General features: G+C 45.4%; 15 protein-coding genes. 9 read left to right on the forward strand and 6 right to left on the reverse strand.

Annotated elements, in window-relative coordinates:
* The first annotated feature begins 217 nt into the window (after positions 1-217).
* A complete protein-coding gene (locus QTP81_RS15385) occupies positions 218-1,279 on the forward strand; it encodes an energy transducer TonB (protein ID WP_289366724.1) in 1,062 nt (353 codons plus the stop codon).
* A 51-nt stretch (positions 1,280-1,330) separates the two neighbouring features.
* On the opposite strand, the gene QTP81_RS15390 is transcribed toward QTP81_RS15385, so the two are convergent.
* Positions 1,331-1,516, reverse strand: a complete 186-nt coding sequence (locus QTP81_RS15390; RefSeq protein ID WP_289366725.1) for a hypothetical protein — start codon at positions 1,514-1,516, stop codon at positions 1,331-1,333.
* Between the two features lie 157 nt (positions 1,517-1,673).
* Here QTP81_RS15390 and QTP81_RS15395 point away from each other — a divergent pair, with 157 nt between their 5' ends.
* Together QTP81_RS15395 and QTP81_RS15400 are read left to right on the forward strand one after the other, a co-directional pair.
* Positions 1,674-5,573, forward strand: a complete 3,900-nt coding sequence (locus tag QTP81_RS15395) for an ATP-binding protein (RefSeq protein WP_289366726.1) — start codon at positions 1,674-1,676, stop codon at positions 5,571-5,573.
* A 77-nt stretch (positions 5,574-5,650) separates the two neighbouring features.
* A complete protein-coding gene (locus QTP81_RS15400; protein WP_289366727.1) occupies positions 5,651-6,703 on the forward strand; it encodes a serine hydrolase domain-containing protein in 1,053 nt (350 codons plus the stop codon).
* A gap of 106 nt (positions 6,704-6,809) precedes the next feature.
* On the opposite strand, the gene QTP81_RS15405 is transcribed toward QTP81_RS15400, so the two are convergent.
* Positions 6,810-7,673, reverse strand: coding sequence for a YicC/YloC family endoribonuclease (locus QTP81_RS15405; RefSeq protein ID WP_289367205.1), 864 nt, complete (start codon positions 7,671-7,673; stop codon positions 6,810-6,812).
* Positions 7,674-7,842: 169 nt separating this feature from the next.
* Between QTP81_RS15405 and QTP81_RS15410 the strand changes: the two genes are divergently transcribed.
* The 4 genes from QTP81_RS15410 (at position 7,843) to tusA (ending at position 11,511) form a co-directional block, all read left to right on the forward strand.
* Positions 7,843-9,783, forward strand: coding sequence for a S9 family peptidase (locus tag QTP81_RS15410; RefSeq protein WP_289366728.1), 1,941 nt, complete (start codon positions 7,843-7,845; stop codon positions 9,781-9,783).
* A 117-nt stretch (positions 9,784-9,900) separates the two neighbouring features.
* On the forward strand, positions 9,901-10,614 hold the full coding sequence (rph, locus tag QTP81_RS15415; RefSeq protein ID WP_289366729.1) for a ribonuclease PH: 714 nt from the start codon (positions 9,901-9,903) through the stop codon (positions 10,612-10,614).
* An 8-nt stretch (positions 10,615-10,622) separates the two neighbouring features.
* Positions 10,623-11,261 (forward strand): orotate phosphoribosyltransferase, encoded by a 639-nt coding sequence (gene pyrE / locus QTP81_RS15420; RefSeq protein WP_289366730.1) that lies wholly within the window; start codon positions 10,623-10,625, stop codon positions 11,259-11,261.
* The gene (tusA, locus tag QTP81_RS15425; RefSeq protein WP_289366731.1) at positions 11,251-11,511 is read left to right on the forward strand and encodes a sulfurtransferase TusA; all 261 of its coding nucleotides are present in this window, start codon (positions 11,251-11,253) and stop codon (positions 11,509-11,511) included. The genes pyrE and tusA overlap by 11 nt, the downstream gene beginning before the upstream one ends.
* Before the next feature lie 34 nt (positions 11,512-11,545).
* On the opposite strand, the gene QTP81_RS15430 is transcribed toward tusA, so the two are convergent.
* Together QTP81_RS15430 and QTP81_RS15435 are read right to left on the reverse strand one after the other, a co-directional pair.
* The gene (locus QTP81_RS15430; protein WP_289366733.1) at positions 11,546-12,319 is read right to left on the reverse strand and encodes a class I SAM-dependent methyltransferase; all 774 of its coding nucleotides are present in this window, start codon (positions 12,317-12,319) and stop codon (positions 11,546-11,548) included.
* Positions 12,320-12,336: 17 nt separating this feature from the next.
* Entirely contained in the window at positions 12,337-13,614 is a 1,278-nt protein-coding gene (locus QTP81_RS15435) for a metal-dependent hydrolase family protein (protein ID WP_289366734.1), read from the reverse strand.
* 128 nt (positions 13,615-13,742) lie between these two features.
* Between QTP81_RS15435 and QTP81_RS15440 the strand changes: the two genes are divergently transcribed.
* Complete coding sequence (locus QTP81_RS15440; protein ID WP_289366736.1) at positions 13,743-15,290, forward strand: methyl-accepting chemotaxis protein; 1,548 nt, start codon at positions 13,743-13,745, stop codon at positions 15,288-15,290.
* Here QTP81_RS15440 and QTP81_RS15445 read toward each other — a convergent pair.
* Both QTP81_RS15445 and QTP81_RS15450 read right to left on the reverse strand, forming a co-directional pair.
* Positions 15,287-15,826, reverse strand: a complete 540-nt coding sequence (locus QTP81_RS15445; protein WP_289366738.1) for a DUF1285 domain-containing protein — start codon at positions 15,824-15,826, stop codon at positions 15,287-15,289. The genes QTP81_RS15440 and QTP81_RS15445 overlap by 4 nt on opposite strands.
* Complete coding sequence (locus QTP81_RS15450; protein WP_289366739.1) at positions 15,813-16,691, reverse strand: DUF3014 domain-containing protein; 879 nt, start codon at positions 16,689-16,691, stop codon at positions 15,813-15,815. Before QTP81_RS15450 ends, QTP81_RS15445 begins: the two co-directional genes overlap by 14 nt.
* A gap of 176 nt (positions 16,692-16,867) precedes the next feature.
* Here QTP81_RS15450 and QTP81_RS15455 point away from each other — a divergent pair, with 176 nt between their 5' ends.
* Positions 16,868-18,076 (forward strand): sterol desaturase family protein, encoded by a 1,209-nt coding sequence (locus QTP81_RS15455; RefSeq protein WP_289366740.1) that lies wholly within the window; start codon positions 16,868-16,870, stop codon positions 18,074-18,076.
* Positions 18,077-18,086 lie beyond the last annotated feature (10 nt).

Genomic DNA, 18,086 nt, shown 5'->3' on the forward strand with positions numbered 1-18,086 from the left:
GCGGCGATGGTAGTGTGGGGCTTCCCCATGTGAGAGTAGCACATCGCCAGACTCCCAATTCGAAGAAGGGCTATCCGGGTGGATAGCCCTTTTTTATTGTCTTGAAGAAAGTTCAAATGAAAGACGATGATTTGTCATTGACACTCAGACAAGAAACGGCAAACTAATCGCGAATGTCTTAATGGAATACTTCTGAAGTTAGTAAGGAACACTATCAGTGAACATTATTGCGCAAATCCTCCAACTATTAGTTATTTCAATATCCCTATTTTTAGCTTCTGTAGTTAAGTGCGAATCAAATGATGAACCTTATGAATTCGTCGCGTCAAAGTTAATAAGCTATAACGATGACCCGGTATCTCGTATTGCTTACACTGACTTAGAGGGCTGGACTTGGGTTAACTATGCGATTGATATCGACGGCAAGGTCAAAGATATATTGCTGATTGATCACAGTGAGAGAACGCGTTTCCTCGACGAAGCTATCGAGTACATTGAACAATTTGAGTTTACACCCGCAACTCTTAATGGTCACCCAGTCGAGTCCAATCGATTCCTTTTTCTGCGACACATGAGTAATACGGGGATGGATCAAAATAAAAAAGCGGGTGAAACTTTTGCTGAAGAATACGGTGAAGCGCTTGGTTTGATTGCGCGTAATGACTTGGTGGAAGCAGCGCAAGCTATAAACGATTTAAAGGATGATTTTAGTTTCAACTTAGCCAGACAAGCTTGGGTTTCTTGGTTGAGTGCGATGCTTAACTATCGCCATAAAAACTACCCCGAGTATCTGCGTCAATTGACAATCGGTTTCCATCTTGCAGATGCGCATTTGAGTAACAACGTCGCAGCAAAACTTTACATGAATCTGTTTGAGATGCAGATGTATGCCAACCTCTATGTCGATGCTAACGAAACACTAGAAAGTATGATTGAGTCGGATAAAGTTGAGATAGGTGACGAATTAATAGGACTACTCTCCAGCCGAATCGATGAGAAATTTGCAAGCGCTACACCTTATTCTGTCGAGTTAACACTAAGAGAAGGTAAGTGGCAGTTTTACCGGCTACTCGATCACGCATTTGAGATCCAATTTTCACCTGGTACGTTACAAGGCCTCAATCTTCGCTGTGAGGGATCTAATACCGACTACACGACGCGCATTGATAGCACAACAGAGAAATTAAAGGTCGAAACCGATGATGTGGTTTGTACATTGTTTGTAAAAGGTGATGAAGGTGCTACCGCTACATTGTTGATTACACCGGACTTATTGTAATAGATTAAGGTGTCCCGCAGTGTATGCGGGAACCACATCACGCATAGTCTCTCAGCCCCGGGGTCTGGTCTTTTTATTCTTTGGATCAGGCTGCAAATGCCATTCTCCATGGTAGGCATATTTATCGTAGTCTTGATCGTTCATATCTTCTTCAGAATCGTCATTTCCACCAAAGACTTGATGCGTTTCTTCTAAACTCAGTTGTCGAATCGTGTTTTTTTGTATTTGACTTTTCATAATACATCCTAGTAATAATTAAAAAGGCAGATTAATTTCTGCACAATTTCAAGTTACTAGTTGCTGTTTATAAACAGTATTAGAAAAAGGACATTCGTTCATAGATATGGGACATCTAAGAAGCATACTGTTAGTTATTTACATGCTAGGCTCAAGCGTGACAGGGAAGCCGCTAGAGGGTGAGTTGCCGCGCATAAGTACTGCTGACGATCAGTCGTTGGGTATCATTCACAGTTTGTTTCAAGGTCGTGATAAGTTATGGATCGGCAGTGAGAATGGGCTTTATTACGTTGCCGGTGATCAGATCGAACGCTCACAAATTCTACCGAAAGAAATATCCGTTCCAATTACGGCAATCGCGGAAACTACCGATAGTTTAGTTGTTGCGACTCTTGGGCAAGGGCTACATCTATATAATTATGAGACTCAACGTATACAGCGCTTTGATACTAGTCAGGGCTTAACATCAGATTTTATCTATGACTTTGCGAAACTACCTAGCGGTGAGTGGGTGGCTGCAACCTTTGACGGGGTGGATTTAATAGACTTTAATCTTCTGCCTGCTGGAAAAGTAACACCTATTCTGGCCAGCAAGAACGTCTTTAATGTGGTTACCCAACAAAATCAAATTTTGTTTACGTCAGATGAAGGACTTTTTCTGATTGACGTAACGGGCCGACAAATTGCGTCAACTTTATTACCTATACCTCCCAACAAAGCCAGTTTAATAATCAATGATGTCGATTTGATTACACCAAGCGAGATCGCTGTTGCAACGGATCAAGGCTTATATCTATATGAGCTTGAGCAACAGGTTTTTAAATTGAGGGCTCACCTTTACGCCGCAGAAAATGTAACAACAGCCGTATCTTTTGACTCTGAATCGATATTGGTATCCGGAACGAGAACGCGATTTTTGTCAATAAGCACTTTGCAGCCAATGACGAACCATCCTCAACAGGATTATTTCGACCTACACCGTATCGCACATATCGAGGATATCGCGAGAACGCCTTCTAATCACATAGTGTTCTCAACCCCCCTCGTGGGAATGTCATGGTTAAACAATTTGGGTCATGCGGTAGATAGGATGGAGGTTGTTGCCGCTGACGGCCTGCGTCAGCGGGTTGATAAGATGATTGACTTAAATACTTCTGTATTGGCGATATCCAATCACACTCTTTATTTGAAGAAAGGTTACGGCACAGAGCCATTCATCCCGGTATTTGAGGCATTTGAGCCTATAGAACATGTGGTAGCAATTGGTGAGCAAATGATACTTGCTTCAACTGGCAACATACTTCATGTGTTAGACGTCGTTGCAGAGCAAGTCGTGACCACATTGTCTATTCAGGCCGACGTTCAGCAATTAACTGTTATTAATCGAAAGCCAGTGGTACTAGATGCGAGCAATGGCCTTTATGTCATCACTGATGATTTTCGCGTCCAGCCTCTGCCAACGCATTTTAACGCTGATTATATTACCGCAACGGCTAATCGTCTTTTCGCAGTGGACTACTACAACGGCGTATTTAGCTCAAGAGAGGGTCAAAGTTGGCAGGCGCATGATCATTCGCTCCTGTCAGAGGACATTCCAATTGATTGCGTTGCACAATCTCAGACTGACGCCTATTACTTCTGTACGAGTGGCAATGGGATAATGGTAACTGACCCAGAAACTGCGCGACTAGTTCCGTCTAAATTAAACGATTTACTTAACGCAAACTACATTCGCTCAATGGCCGCCGATGCAAGTGGTCATCTTTGGATTGCGAGTAACATCGGACTATATCGCGCGCACCCGAGTGAGTTATGGATCCAAAGAGTTGACGCTCGTTTTGGCATTCTCGACAGAGACTTTGAATACGATGGGCTTTCAATGGACATGATTGGAAGCACGCTCAACTTAGTTGGAGATAGCTACGCCTATCAGCTCTACTTGCCATCTCTAAACGCGTTACTTGACCAGCAGCTAAACCAGTCGGCTCGCGTCCAATTTGATAATATCACCAGTTACATTGGCAGCGGACAAGACCAACGTACAGAAATTTCATCGACGATAGAGGGCGGTGTGCGGAGTTATTTTGTGCCAAATTCTGCATATTTGTCGGAGTTCTCGTTTTCTGCAACTGACATTATCGATCACCAGTACCTGAGTTTTGAATACCGATTATTGGGTTTAACTGAAACATGGAAGACTCAGCCTCACGGGTTTTCCAAAGCAATTTTCTCGGCGTTGCCCTACGGAGAGTATCGATTTCAAGTTCGCGCAGTGAATAACCTGTCTAACCTTGAACAGCCAATTACTGAAGTGGCAATCAATGTTCTACCGCCGTGGTATATGAGTTATCAAGCCTTTATTGCTTACTTCTTAAGCGCGTTAGCCCTGTACTTCAGTTTCCGCTATTGGCAGCAATATCGAGCCGAGGTTAGACGTCAACAGCTTGAGGCATTTGCTGCTGAGAAAACTAACGCACTGCAGCGTGAATATGAGGCGATCAAGCAGCGGCTAGATAAGACAAAAGGTTTGTTCACCAACATTTCTCACGAAATTCGTACGCCGTTAACCCTAATCATTGCTTGGCTAAATGAAGTCGCCAATAGTGACGCTTCAGAGCGAGATGGAAGGAAAATCCAAGCGGCGTTAAATAATACTCAACGCTTACGGTTATTGGTTGACCAGTTATTAGAGTTAGAAAACCTTGAGTATAAAGAGGCCGCCGAGAGAGAACATATTGATGTCGTTGCATCACTGAGGCAACTCGTGGATTCGCTACAACCACTATTCAAACACAAGCGCATAGAGCCAGTCCTAACAGGAAGAGAGAAGATATACGTGGACGTGATCCCTGACAGCTTTGATAAAATCTTTTCGAATATCATCGTTAACGCAATTAAATACTCTGCAACTGATTCAGAAGTAAGGATGCGCGTGCGAGTAAAAGGACATTGTGTGGAAATAACGATTGAAGATAGTGGAGAAGGTATAGCCGAAGATGATGTTGCAACCATATTTAAGCGATTTTCGCGTTTGAAAGAACATCAAAATACTCAAGGAAGCGGTGTAGGTTTAGCTATTGTAAAAGAGTTTGTTGAGCGCAACAGAGGTGATATTAATGTCAAAAGTCGCAAGCGACACGGCACAGTCTTTACAATTTCATTGCCATTGAGCAAGGAGAGCCAGCAAAGTACCGCAAGAATTAATCTCGATGAGCAATCGTTCAACGCCGCTGCAGTAGACAAGTTACAGGCGAACACCGGTCGGAAAACCGTGCTAGTGGTTGAAGATGTCGAAGAAATGCGACGCTTCATTGTGTCTCTGTTAGCGAATGAATATCACTGCTTGCGCGCGGCCAATGGCAAAGAAGGTTTAGAAATGGCGTTAAAGTTACAACCAGATGCCATTGTTGCTGATGTTAACCTCCCTTTTAAAAACGGGATTGAATTGACCCAAGTTGTTCGCGCTAATCAGCAAACTGCACATATTCCAATTATTTTAATTTCCGCAATGGCAGACGAAGCCTCTAAGATCGCGGGTCTAAAGGCTCAAGCCAACGACTACATAGCAAAGCCGTTTAATCCTGAAGAACTTAAGTTTAAGCTCGCGCGATACACAGCAGTGGAGCCTACTACTGACAGTACCGTCGAAGGTAGTGAAGTACACGCAAAAATAGATTTGATTGATATAGAGTTACCAGAGTTTAGCAGCGAAAAAGATCATCGGTTTATGATGAAGTTGTTACTCACTACGCAAAAACACTATCAAAGTGAAACATATAATCGCGAAATTGCCGCAACAGCGCTAAACTGCACGGACCGTCAATTAAACCGCAAATTGAATCAGCTAATAGGTAAGAGTTTTACGGCTTTTTTACGTCTATATCGACTTAAGAAGGCAAAGCGTTTGTTGCTCGAATCTAGTAATATTACCCATGTAGCATTTGATGTTGGATTTACTTCAGCTTCTTATTTTGGCTCCTGCTTCAAAGAAGAGTTTGGCATGACACCCAGTGAATATATAGAAAGCGCTAAACAACCTTTTTCAGAGCCAGTTTAACTCAATTAAAAAAGTAACGGTTTAGGTTTATGATTCACCTACCCTCTGTTTTAATTTAACCCTAATCGACGAGTAAAATGGCGCATTTAAAGTACGATAAAAAGTTGTTGTTGAGACTAGCGGTGTTGGCCATTGGTGTGTATGCCACCATTGTGTTGCCACCTTGGCGCCTTACATTTTTGCAGATAACACCTCTACCAGATTCACTGGGAGAGCAAGTAAAGAGCATCACAGAATACGGCTTTGACAGCGCCATTGTGTATATCCAGCAAGGAGATGATGTCGCTGAATTTTACACCGCTGGGCAACAAGAGCGCCGTTCCACCACTGCGGTAAAGCCCGGTGCTTTATTTAAGATTGCCAGTATCGGCAAGCTTTACGATGTGGTTGCAGTGACAAAATTGGCTGCTGATGGTCGATTGTCCTTGGATAAGACCTTGGCTGAATATTTACCAGAATTGGCAGCCTCAATTGCCAATGCCGAATCCATCACGTTGCGAATGATGGTTCAACATCGAAGTGGTATTCCGAATTTTACCAATGCAGCCGGGTTTTGGGGGGGGCCAAGCACAACGACGGCTGAAGCTCTTGCCTTGATTGCTGGTCTCCCTGCTACATTTGAGCCGAATCAGGGCTATGAATACTCGAATACCAACTACTTACTTATCGCTGAAATTATCAAAGCAGCTACGGGTTTGGACAAGCGACAAATCATTAGCGATGAGATTCTGTTACCTTTAAACCTCAGCAATACATTTTTTCACTTAGCTGACATTGATGTAAATGCACTGGTCAGTGGTTATCATGTAAACACACCTGGTGATATGAAAACAGTAAACTACGGGTCGATGATTGCTACCGCACAGGACTTGGGTAAGTTTATACGCGCTTTAAATACAGGGCAGATACTCGATTCAAAAGAGGATGAAATCTACACAACGCTCTACCCACGCAGCCATACAGGACTTATTCCAGGATATCAGAGTATTGCCCGGTATCACGCAGAAAGTGACAGCGTGATTGTTATATTCGTAAACACAACAGATTTTGCCGATTATCAGCACTGGGCCATCTTTGAGGCACTGTATAGCCGCATTCTAACCTTACACACACAACGAATAGATACATAAAACCCTACGTGTGAACGTTGGTTGTCGACCTTAAACTCACGGCCTAAATTTGGCTGAAACTACGGCAGCCTCGGATCATTCTTAACGAATTAGTACAGTAGCGAAATTACTCAATATTCTGGATCTGCTCGCGCATTTGCTCGATTAGGACTTTAAGCTCTACCGCAGATTGGGTGATTTCAGCATTTATCGACTTACTGCCAAGGGTGTTTGACTCGCGATTAAACTCTTGCATCATAAAGTCTAAGCGTCGCCCCACAGCGCCACCTTTATTGAGAATTTTTTGTGTTTCGCTAACGTGAGAGTGTAAGCGATCCAGTTCTTCCGCAACATCAATACGCTGAGCCAGCATGACCATTTCCTGTTCGACCCGAGAGGCATCTAACTCGACTTGCGCTTCTGCAAAGCGCGTTTTAATGCGCTCTCTTTGCCACTCAATTATGTTTGGCATTTGAGTGGCAACTTTATCAACTTCAACGGTGATCGCACTCAGCCGCTGCTCGATCATCACTTTAAGATTTTTACCTTCAGTTGCACGCGAGTCTTTAAACTCCTTGAGGGTTTTATCGAACCCCTCTAACAGAGCTGATTGAATAGAGTCCATATCGGCTTCTTCCGCAGCAATCACACCTGGCCAACGTAGAATATCCACAGGGTTCACACCCGTAGATTGACCATGGGATTGCACCCAGTCAGCAGCGTGGAGCAATTGTTTCGCAAGCTCTTCATTAAGCGCTAATTTTCCAACCGCTGCGTCGTTGGCGGTATAGCGTAAATTGCATTCAACTTTGCCGCGCTGGAGCGATTTGCGAAATCGTTCACGTAGAACAGGCTCTAGGCCTCTAAATTGCTCCGGTAAACGAAAAAATGTTTCTAGGAAGCGCTGATTGACCGAACGGATCTCCCATACAGCAGTGCCCCATTCGCCTTTAATCTCTTGGCGTGCGAAACCTGTCATACTGTAAATCATCACTGTTCTCCTGCTGTTCTTGGGTGTTGCGCAATAGTTATCGGGGGAGTTTACCTTATTTTGTGTATCGACCCGAGCAGCAATTTCATCTATGCTGAGCATCGCAGTTTTATTTGTAAGCAAATATTACAGATAAGTTGGATAAAAAAATAACAAACGGATTGAGAAGATGTTGAAGTACCTCGCACTCGTACTACTGATCTCAGTAGTGCCTCACTTTTCCTATGCAGAATCTATTTCACCGGCAGAATTCGCAAAGAATGACATTTATGATACTGCTGAGCTTTCACCCGACGGCTCAAAGCTAGCTGTGCGAATTATCGTTGATGGAAAGCGACAACTCGCAGTTTTCGATGTGAATACATTTGAAACAATTGGCGGTGCTCGCCTTGGCGGCAATAATGAGGTGGGACGATTTTTTTGGGCCAATGATGAACGCATTGTTATGCAAATATGGCAAAGTCGTTCTTGGTCACCACAACCTGGTTATTACGGCGAGCTTTTTGTCGTTGATTTTGATGGTGACAATCAAGAATTGATCTATGGCTATCGAGCCGGAGAAAATCAAGTTGGCTCCAAGGTAAAACGCAAGGAATACGTTCGCGGATGGGCGCGTATCATTAGTACTTTACCCGAAGATGATGAGCACATTTTAATTGAAAGCGAGCCATGGTCGGACGGCGGTGAGAAAATCTCAACGGTGCACAAGTTAAATATTTATAACGGCCGTATGTCTAGAGAGATAACCAAGGCGCCAATTAATTACAGTACTTTCATTGCGGACCGCCAAGGCGACTTGCAGTTCGTAACCGGTACTGACGAGTCAAATACACAACGCACTTTTCGATATGTTGATGAGGAATGGGTCGAAATCTCGAGTCAATTGGGCGATGCATTTCAACCTATCGCAATGAATAATGCTGGAACAGAACTTATCTTTGTAGATGACTATGAACAAGACAAAGAGGGTTTGTTTGCCTTTAATCTTGAGACCGGCGACCGTCGATTAATTTATACCGATGAGAACGTCGATATTACTAGCGTGTCGCTCAATAGTGATCGTTCAAGCGCTTATGCTTTGCGTTTGGATGATGGCTATCCAACCTATGCAATTTTTGACGGCGAAAGCGAAGAGGCACAGATTTTTAAGGCGCTACTGGGGACTTTTACGGGTTACAGTCTTAATATTTTAACGCGTGCTGACAAAGGTCGATTATGGTTGCTCTACGCATACAACGACATCGATTCCGGTACTTTTTACTTGTACGATAGAGAAGCCAATAAACTACAATCATTATTCAGTAATTTTACGCATGTTCCCAGAAGTGCGATGTCTGAATCGATCCCTATCTCCTTTGCTGCTCGAGACGGTTACCAGGTCAGTGGATATATTACTTACCCAGTAAGTGTGCCTGAAACGCAAAATGTGCCGCTGATCACTCTGGTTCACGGCGGCCCGATTGCACGCGACTATTGGGTATTTGATCGCGAGGTGCAAATGCTTGCAGCCCAAGGCTATGCTGTCTTGCGCGTAAATTTTAGAGGTTCAAGCGGTTACGGGAAGGCGCATCGTAACGCCGGTTATAAACGCTGGGGCGATCTGATCCAACACGATATCATTGATGCGACCAAGTACGTTATTTCCCAAGGCGGTATTGCCGCGGATAAAGTGTGTATTATGGGTGCAAGCTTTGGCGGATATTCTGCAGTAATGTCGGCAACCATTGAGCCCGATTTATTTAAGTGTGCCGTTGCAACTGTTGGCGTTTACGATCTTGAGATGATGCACTCTGAAGGTGATATCCCTGAAGCACTTTGGGGCAAGAGCTTTGTCGATATGGCCATCGGCTCTGATCCAGAGTTGTTGCATGCTTTTTCACCCGTCAATAATGTCAGTAAACTCAAGGCGCCTGTTTTGATCGCTCATGGTGAGGAAGACAGACGTGTACCTTTTGAGCATGCGGAAGCTCTCAGGGCGGCCATGGAAGCAAACGGAAAAGAATATGAGTGGTTTGTTGAGTCAACCGAAGCCCACGGGTTCTATAAAGAGGAAAGTCGCGCGCGTTATTACGAAACCGTAGCCGCTTTCCTTGCTAAACATTTGCAATAGTAATCTTTGAAGAGAGGCTAAATCAGCACACAGATTTAGCTTACCTCTCCCTTAACAGCGCGCAGTCATGTATACTGCGCGCTTTCATTTACGCTACCGTAAGTTTAGGAGAGCCGCATGCGTCCAAGCGGAAGAACCGCCAGTCAAATCAGACCTGTAACCATCACTCGTCAATTCACATGCCACGCTGAAGGCTCAGTGTTAATTGAGTTTGGCAATACAAAAGTCATTTGTAACGCCACTGTAGAAGAAGGTGTTCCGCGCTTTATGAAAGGACAAGGAAAGGGTTGGATAACCGCTGAATACAGCATGTTACCGCGCGCGACTCATACTCGCTCTGCGCGTGAGGCAGCGCGTGGCAAGCAAGGTGGTCGCACACTTGAAATTCAGCGTTTAATTGCCCGCTCATTGCGGGCTGCGGTCGATCTGAGTATTTTGGGTGAGAACACTATTACGGTTGATTGCGATGTTATCCAAGCGGACGGTGGTACGCGTACGGCGTCTATCACCGGTGCGTGCGTTGCCTTAGTTGACGCACTTACGCATATGCGCAGCAAGGGTATTATTAAAGCGAACCCCCTAAAGCACATGATTGCCGCATTGTCGGTTGGTATCTATGAAGGCAGCGCGATTGCGGATTTAGAATACGTAGAAGACTCTGCTGCCGAAACAGACATGAATGTGGTGATGACAGAAACCGGTCAGTTGATTGAAGTGCAAGGTACCGCAGAAGGCGAGCCTTTCAGTTTCGATGAACTTAACGAAATGATGACGATCGCCAAGGCTGGCTTAATGGAGCTATTTGAAGCGCAGAAATTGGCGCTAAGCTAGGTTAAAAAATGCAAGATTATCAACGTCAATTTATTCAATTTGCCATTGCGCGCGGCGTCCTTAAATTCGGTGAGTTCACGTTAAAGTCAGGTCGCGTGAGCCCTTATTTTTTCAATGCTGGCTTGTTCAACAGTGGGGGCGACCTAGCCCAGCTTGGACGTTTTTATGCCAGCGCGCTGGTGGCCGCTAATATCGATTTTGACTTGCTGTTTGGTCCCGCGTACAAGGGCATTCCGATTGCGACAACAACGGCCGTAGCACTCGCCAATGACCACCAACGCGATGTCCCTTATTGCTTCAACCGAAAAGAGGCCAAAACTCATGGTGAAGGCGGCAATTTGGTGGGTAGTGAACTCAAAGGCAAAGTCATGTTGGTTGACGACGTGATTACCGCTGGCACTGCGATCCGCGAATCCATGCAACTTATTGCTGCGCACAACGCTGAGTTAAGTGGCGTATTGATTGCCTTAGACCGCCAAGAAAAAGGTCAAGGCGAATTATCTGCAATTCAGGAAGTTGAGCGTGATTTCAATACTCAGGTAGTCGCTATTGTTACATTAAATGATGTGGTTGAGTATTTAGTAGAGCAAGGCGAAGATGACGCTGTTGCCAAAATAAACGACTATCGCGAGCAGTATGGCATCTGATTTTGACACCGAATTTGCCAAAACTGACGTGGCGTTAGACGCAATAGGTTTACGCTGCCCAGAGCCGGTGATGATGGTGCGATTAAACATCCGCAAAATGGCTGATGGTGAGACGTTAGGCGTCGTTGCCGATGATCATTCCACAACGCGTGATATTCCGAGTTTTTGCCGGTTTATGCATCACACGCTGGTTGCCAGTGACATACAAAAAGCCCCTTACCGATATATCATCCGGAAGGGGCTCGAATAAGTTCTTGAATAGTTTCTGGTTAGTATTGTGAAGCTTATGGCTTCACAAACTTGAGTGTCCAACGGTCAGAGTTGCCACGGACACTTTTGGTACCTACTTCATATTCCAACTCGTCATCCTCGCGATAATGGATAGGCGAGTAATCCACCAAGACAAATCCTGCAGCTTGGATCTCTAAGATTGCTTTAACTGGGTCGAAGCGGCGACGATTTGAATCATTTAGTGGTTCCATATGTCGTGCAGTATGATCAACAACGGCATATATGCCCCCTGATTTAAGTGCCTCAAACGCGGCTTTATTCATAGCTGCGCGGCCGTCCTCGGCAAAGTTGTGATAGTTTCTAAACGTTAACACCATGTCTACATCAGACACGCCAAGTGAATTCAATTTCATCGAATAAAAGCGCGAGCCGTCTTCGCGCCACAATTCGGCATCTTCAGCAACAATATTCATACTTTCAAAGCCCGGCTCACCACCTAGCGTGCGTTTGACCGTTCCAGTGCCGATCGCTGCGTAATATTCACCGTGTTCCGCGACAGTTGGTACCAATAACTTGGTATACCATCCTCCGCCCGGCAACAACTCCACGATTTTCATATCGTGCTCTAGGCCGAAAAACGCCAATGTCTCAACCGGACGGCGGTTGCGGTCACGCTCTTTTTCAGCGTCGGAGCGAATATCGGCCTGCATCGCAGCTTTAATCTTGTCTTCTGTCGTGTGATCAGCGTGTTCATGCGCGACAGCGCTGGTTGCTGATAAACCAAGCACTAGCGTCGACGCTAGTATGGCAGAGTATAGTTTTTTCATTGTCGTTCCTTTGGGGGCTATTGTTTAAATACCTGACCGTCTTTCATGACGAATTGTACGTTCTCTAACAAACTAATATCGCTCAATGGATCGCCTTCAACGGCAACAATATCAGCCTTTTTGCCAACGCTTACCGTGCCAAGTTCATCGCTAACATTGAGTAAGTCAGCAGCGTTTTTGGTCGCGCTGATTATGGCGTCAATAGGCGCCATACCGGCCTCGACCATATAGCCGAATTCTTTGCCATTATCGCCATGAGCAGATACACCTGAGTCAGTCCCAAACGCAATTTTTACCCCAGCTGCCTGCGCGCGTGCGAATGTATCTTGTATAAGTGGACCAATGGCGGCTGCTTTGGGCCTAACTAGAGCCGGGAAATAACCGTCAATCGCGGATTTTTCTGCCACAAACTTTCCTGCCAGGATGGTTGGTACGTAATAGGTTCCGTATTCCTTCATCAGTGCGATAGTCTCTTCAGTCATGTAGGTACCGTGTTCGATCGAGTCTACACCTGCTCGAATGGCGCGCTGCATACCTTCAGTTCCGTGCGCATGCACTGCTACCGTCATTTCATAGTCCTTGGCTGTCGCAACGATCGCTTCTAGCTCGTCAACCATAAATTGTGGGTTTTGACCGTTCTTTGCGACACTTAAAACGCCGCCAGTCGCGGTTATTTTGATAAGATCTGCGCCGTCTTTGTAACGCTGCCGAACGGCTTTACGCGCTTCATCAGGACCATTAATTACGCCATCTTTCGGACCTGGGTCACCGCTTAACGTGGCGTTGAAGCCATTAGTCGGGTCCGCGTGACCACCGGTGGTCGCGATCGACTTGGCGGATGTGTATATACGTGGGCCAATAAAGCGGCCACTATTTATAGCATTCCTAAGTGCGACTGTTTCGTTGTAGCCGTCGCCGAGATTTCGCACAGTAGTGAAACCTGACAATAATGTGGTTTCTGCGTATTTGGCCGCTGCCAGTGCATAGTCGGCTTCGTTTTGAGTAAAGCGCTGCAAATATGTCGCCGGTCCACCGTGCTGCATGGAAAGGTGAACATGCATATCCATAAAGCCAGGCATTACCGTAGAATCGCGTAAATCAATGACAGTATCGCTCGCATCACCTGATTGATAGCCAGCTTGGATGGCAACAATCCTACCTTCATCTATCACGATGGTTTGCTGTTTGAGAACATCCTTGTCTTCAGCGGTTATGAGATTGCCTGCGTGGATCAAAGTCTTGGCGTTAGCCGCCGATACACAAAGCAGACTTAACATTATTATTGTTCTAATCATAGTTACTTCCGACGTCGTAAGGAGCTATCACCTTAGTAGAAGTCTAATATATTGGCAACAACCCTAGTCGCTTGAAAACAGCAATTCATGGGCTAGGCTTAACAAGCGAGTATTATCACGAGAAGCATATGCGTAGAAATCAATCCGTAACCAACAATGAAGTGACATTTGCCGCTAACGAGGAACTAGTCTCAACCACGGATAAACGCGGTGTTATTACCTATGCAAATGAGGTTTTTTGTCGCGTTGCCGGTTTTGATAGTGATGAGTTACTCGGTAAAAATCATAACATTGTGCGCCATCCCGATATGCCCAAGGCGGCGTTTAAAGACATGTGGGACCATCTTGAGCGCGGCAATGCATGGCGCGGGATAGTAAAGAATCGCTGCAAAGATGGCAGTTTTTATTGGGTTGACGCATTTGTCACTCCCATATTTAAACATGGCCAGTTAACGGGTTATCAGTCGGTGAGAGTAAAGCCCGATGCCGCAGCTGTTGCTCGTGCTGAAAAACTCTATGCGCAAATTAATGCAGGCAAATTAGGTGGATTAAATGAGCACTCGTTTACGCTGCGCCTAAATGTATTTTTAGCTGTGTTAGTGATTGCTTTATTGAGCATCGGTTTTACTGCTGGTTGGGTGTATGCCTTAGCTGTTGCACTAATCGCTGCCAGCGGTTTTTGGCTATTTAAAAACGAGCTGGTGGATTTTCCTAAACAAGCCCAACAGTTGCGCGAGGGTCTGGATAGTGTGAGCCGGTTTGTACTTTATGGGCGTGGTACGAAAAGCGTATTCGATTTCCACTTGGGTATGCAAAAAGCAATGCAACGAACAATCCTCGGGCGCATATTAGATGCGACCGGCGAGCTCCAAGCGATAGCCGAACAATCATTGCACAGTGTCGAGCGAACGACCCATGAGATCGCATTGCAAAAGCAAAAGGTGCACAGTATCTCAGTGGCTATTGAACAAATGGCACTTTCTAACCACGCTGTTCTGTCAAGCGTTGATCAAACGTCAGATAAGATCACACAAACAAACGAAAAGTGTGGTGATGCCAAACAATTAATTATCAAAGGCCGCGACAGCGTTAGTCAGCTTTCAGGGTTCGTTACACAGGCTGCTGCAACAGCAGATGACCTTATGGAAGCAGCTGATAAGGTATCTTCAACGATGGGCGAAATCGAAGCGATTGCGGAACAAACGAATTTGCTTGCGCTTAATGCTGCAATAGAAGCCGCGCGGGCAGGAGAGAGCGGACGTGGCTTTGCTGTTGTTGCCGATGAAGTTCGCGCGCTTTCAACCAGAACTCAGCAGTCTGCGGGCAACATCGTTGAAAGCCTTACACTGATGCGTTCAACCTTAGAGCAGTGGGTGAGCACGATGCACTCCTCTAGTGAAAGTGCGCAACTGAGTGTCGATCAAGCGAACGAATCAGCGGCAATCATTGAAGCAATCTACACCATGATTGCTGATATCAATGAAAACTCCAGCAGTATTGCCAACGCTATTAAAGAACAGGAACAAGCCTGTGGTGATATTGACAGTAGCGCAAGAGAAATCGAGGCGGCGGCGGAACAAAATACGCAGCTGGCTAACGATATGACAGCCTCGAGTCAAAAGCTGACCGACAGCGTGGTTAATATTGCAGGCTTAAGTGATACGTTTAAACGTTAAACAGAACCTATCGAAAAGGTGTAGTCACCGCTGTGCATGACCGCTGATTCGGTGCCGTTAAACTGGGTAATTTCAGCCTCTTGTGCCCATTGATAAAATACATTTTGATGCACGCGCCCCCAAAGATTTCGGCGTACCTTTACATAGGGTATGAACGAATCACTTATTGCGTCGTGACGAAGCTCTACGGGGTGATTTTGACCGAGTAGAACCCAGTCATCAGTTTGAGTTTTGACTTTTATAACGCCAGACACCCGTTGCCACTGCGTGATAACGAAGGGCACATCGTCAACGCAGATCCCCACTTTTTCGACCGGCGTTACTAAGTAATACTTATCGTTTTCGAATTTAATAATACTCGCAAATAGCCTCACCAACGCAGCACGACCAATTGGCGAACCATTATAAAACCAGTCACCATTGCGCTTAATATGAATATCAATATCACCACAAAAAGCAGGGTCCCACTGTTCTACAGGTGGGATTTTAGTGGCCGATGAGTCGACCAGTGATGCTTGGAGTTTATTCAGATCCATTGGCTAAGCTATCTCGCAATGCACGCAATTTAGCTTTCACTCTGCGCATGTTGTCTGGCCCCAAACGCAGCATTTGCTTTTGTGGCAAACTCAATGCTTCAAGTCTTTCGTCACTGTACTTGTACATCACACTGTCCCGATATACTTCAACTGGCGTTGGTACTTCTGGCGTGTTGAGCAACACATCAATGGCATCGATAAGCGCACGGTCGAAGGATTGACCTGGTAGTGCAATTTCGGCAAATGTGGCATCAATTTCATCTTCATATAATTGATACAACTCTAAAAGATCGTCATTACTCATCGTTTCTAACGCATCTACATAAGTGGTGTAGCGCTTATAACTAGCCGCATCTATCCATTCACGGTCGGCTTGACGGTAGACTTTAAAGCTTTGCGACGGAGGATTAACCAGTTGATGGTTTGGTGCTATATCTTCGTCCGCTAGGTTGGAAACTGTAACGACAAAGCGTTGTAGCAAACTATCGTTAACTAATAATCGTCCGACAACAGGCGTTTTAGCAATTTCAAGCAGAGCACTGGTAATAGCCGCGTCTGAGGTATCAACCATTACCTCTGGCTCGACGGGTGAAACTACTTGCGGTTCTGGCTCTTCAACAGGGTCTATAACCACTTCTTGGATTTCCGGTGGTGGCGTAAACGCTTGAGGCTCGGGCTCTTCAATTTCGGGCTCGGTTGTGACAGGAGCAACCATTTCCACTTCAGGCAGGGTGACTGGCTGAGGCTTCGGAGGCTCAGGTTCACTTGAAGGCCACAACAACACCACAGCGATAATAATAATAAAAATCACTGCTAATATAATATGGGGCTTCAAGTTCTTCGCGGTTGCCTCTTCACTACTCATATTCGATCCTATTTACGAAACACACGTTATATACAACGACATAGTTACAAGCCTATGAAAATCAAGAGTCCGAAGATACAAATTAGTTCAGTTTATTATCACTGTCAGATTGGCAAACTTTGAGTTTCAAGTGTGCTTGCATTAGGATTGAGTGCAAAGGTTTACGATAGTTTTCGATGCAAATAATACTCTACGCGATACCGGGGTTCTTTATTTTGATGGCGCTTGAACTCGCTATCGATCTGAAGCGTAAGACCGGCTACTACCGATTAAATGATGCCATAGCGAGTTTGAGCATTGGTATGTTAAGTCGTGTCGTTACGGTGATTAAAACTCTGATCCCATTGAGTATTTACGGGATTTTGGTCGAAGATGTCGCTGTGTATAGCTGGCCAGACTCTTGGCTGTTCTGGGTCGGTGCCTTCGTTTTATACGATTTTCTCTATTATTGGAATCACCGTTTAGGCCACGAAATGAGTGTGCTGTGGGCAGCCCATGTAGTGCATCACAGCAGTGAAGAATACAACTTAACCACCGCACTGCGTCAGACCAGTGGGTCTGTTTTAAATTGGTTGTTTTTCATTCCCTTGGCCTTTTTAGGAATTCCGTTGGAGTTGATGTTGTCTATCGCCGCGCTGAACCTGGTGTATCAATTCTGGGTGCACACCCGGCATGTAGGTCGCCTGGGTATACTTGATGGTATACTTGTAACGCCTTCCAACCATCGGGTTCACCATGCGCAAAATGATATCTATATTGATAAAAATTACGGTGGCGTGTTTATTATTTGGGACCGCATGTTTGGCACCTTTCAACCGGAATTAGATGAGCAGCCACCCATTTATGGGATCCGTACGCCCTTGCGCAGTTGGAACCCAATCTGGAGTAATTGGCATGTGTATCGCCAACTGATAAGCGATAGTCGCGCAACGGTTCATTGGCGTGACAAACTCAAAGTGTGGTTTGGTCGCACGGGTTGGCGCCCTGATGACGTGTTAGCTAAGCTGCCACCGAAAAAGCCATTTAATCCAGATACCTTTAGCAAATTTGATGTTTCACTCTCATTCACAACAAAGGGCTATGCCTTGCTGCAGTTAGCGCTAGCGATTTGTTTAACCTTGAGTTTACTCACGCAATTCACAGTGATGAGCTTTATCGAACAGTTGTTCGCTTGTTTAGCCTTGGTTGTAACCTTATCTGCGCTAGGGGGCATATTGGAAAACAAAAGCTGGGCGTTCAGTGGTGAAGTATTCAAATGGTTTATGGTATTGGCAATGAGTGTTTTGTTGCCTGTAGAGGCTTGGGCCCAGTGGTCCATCATTGGATTGCTGCTTACCAGTTTACTCTGGCTTGGTACTCGCAGAGGCGATCCAATCGACGCCTAATCACGTAAAT

It is taken from the genome of Neoalteromonas arenosi (genome assembly GCF_030362855.1).
Taxonomy (GTDB): domain Bacteria; phylum Pseudomonadota; class Gammaproteobacteria; order Enterobacterales; family Alteromonadaceae; genus Alteromonas_E; species Alteromonas_E arenosi.

Excerpts from the sequence above, each read along its gene's own strand:
- QTP81_RS15390 (WP_289366725.1), bottom strand. The coding sequence starts at position 1,516 with ATGAAAAGTCAAATACAAAAAAACACGATTCGACAACTGAGTTTAGAA.
- QTP81_RS15400 (WP_289366727.1), top strand. The coding sequence starts at position 5,651 with ATGGCGCATTTAAAGTACGATAAAAAGTTGTTGTTGAGACTAGCGGTG.
- QTP81_RS15405 (WP_289367205.1), bottom strand. The coding sequence starts at position 7,673 with ATGATTTACAGTATGACAGGTTTCGCACGCCAAGAGATTAAAGGCGAA.
- QTP81_RS15410 (WP_289366728.1), top strand. The coding sequence starts at position 7,843 with ATGTTGAAGTACCTCGCACTCGTACTACTGATCTCAGTAGTGCCTCAC.
- rph (WP_289366729.1), top strand. The coding sequence starts at position 9,901 with ATGCGTCCAAGCGGAAGAACCGCCAGTCAAATCAGACCTGTAACCATC.
- pyrE (WP_289366730.1), top strand. The coding sequence starts at position 10,623 with ATGCAAGATTATCAACGTCAATTTATTCAATTTGCCATTGCGCGCGGC.
- tusA (WP_289366731.1), top strand. The coding sequence starts at position 11,251 with ATGGCATCTGATTTTGACACCGAATTTGCCAAAACTGACGTGGCGTTA.
- QTP81_RS15430 (WP_289366733.1), bottom strand. The coding sequence starts at position 12,319 with ATGAAAAAACTATACTCTGCCATACTAGCGTCGACGCTAGTGCTTGGT.
- QTP81_RS15435 (WP_289366734.1), bottom strand. The coding sequence starts at position 13,614 with ATGATTAGAACAATAATAATGTTAAGTCTGCTTTGTGTATCGGCGGCT.
- QTP81_RS15440 (WP_289366736.1), top strand. The coding sequence starts at position 13,743 with ATGCGTAGAAATCAATCCGTAACCAACAATGAAGTGACATTTGCCGCT.
- QTP81_RS15445 (WP_289366738.1), bottom strand. The coding sequence starts at position 15,826 with ATGGATCTGAATAAACTCCAAGCATCACTGGTCGACTCATCGGCCACT.
- QTP81_RS15450 (WP_289366739.1), bottom strand. The coding sequence starts at position 16,691 with ATGAGTAGTGAAGAGGCAACCGCGAAGAACTTGAAGCCCCATATTATA.
- QTP81_RS15455 (WP_289366740.1), top strand. The coding sequence starts at position 16,868 with ATGCAAATAATACTCTACGCGATACCGGGGTTCTTTATTTTGATGGCG.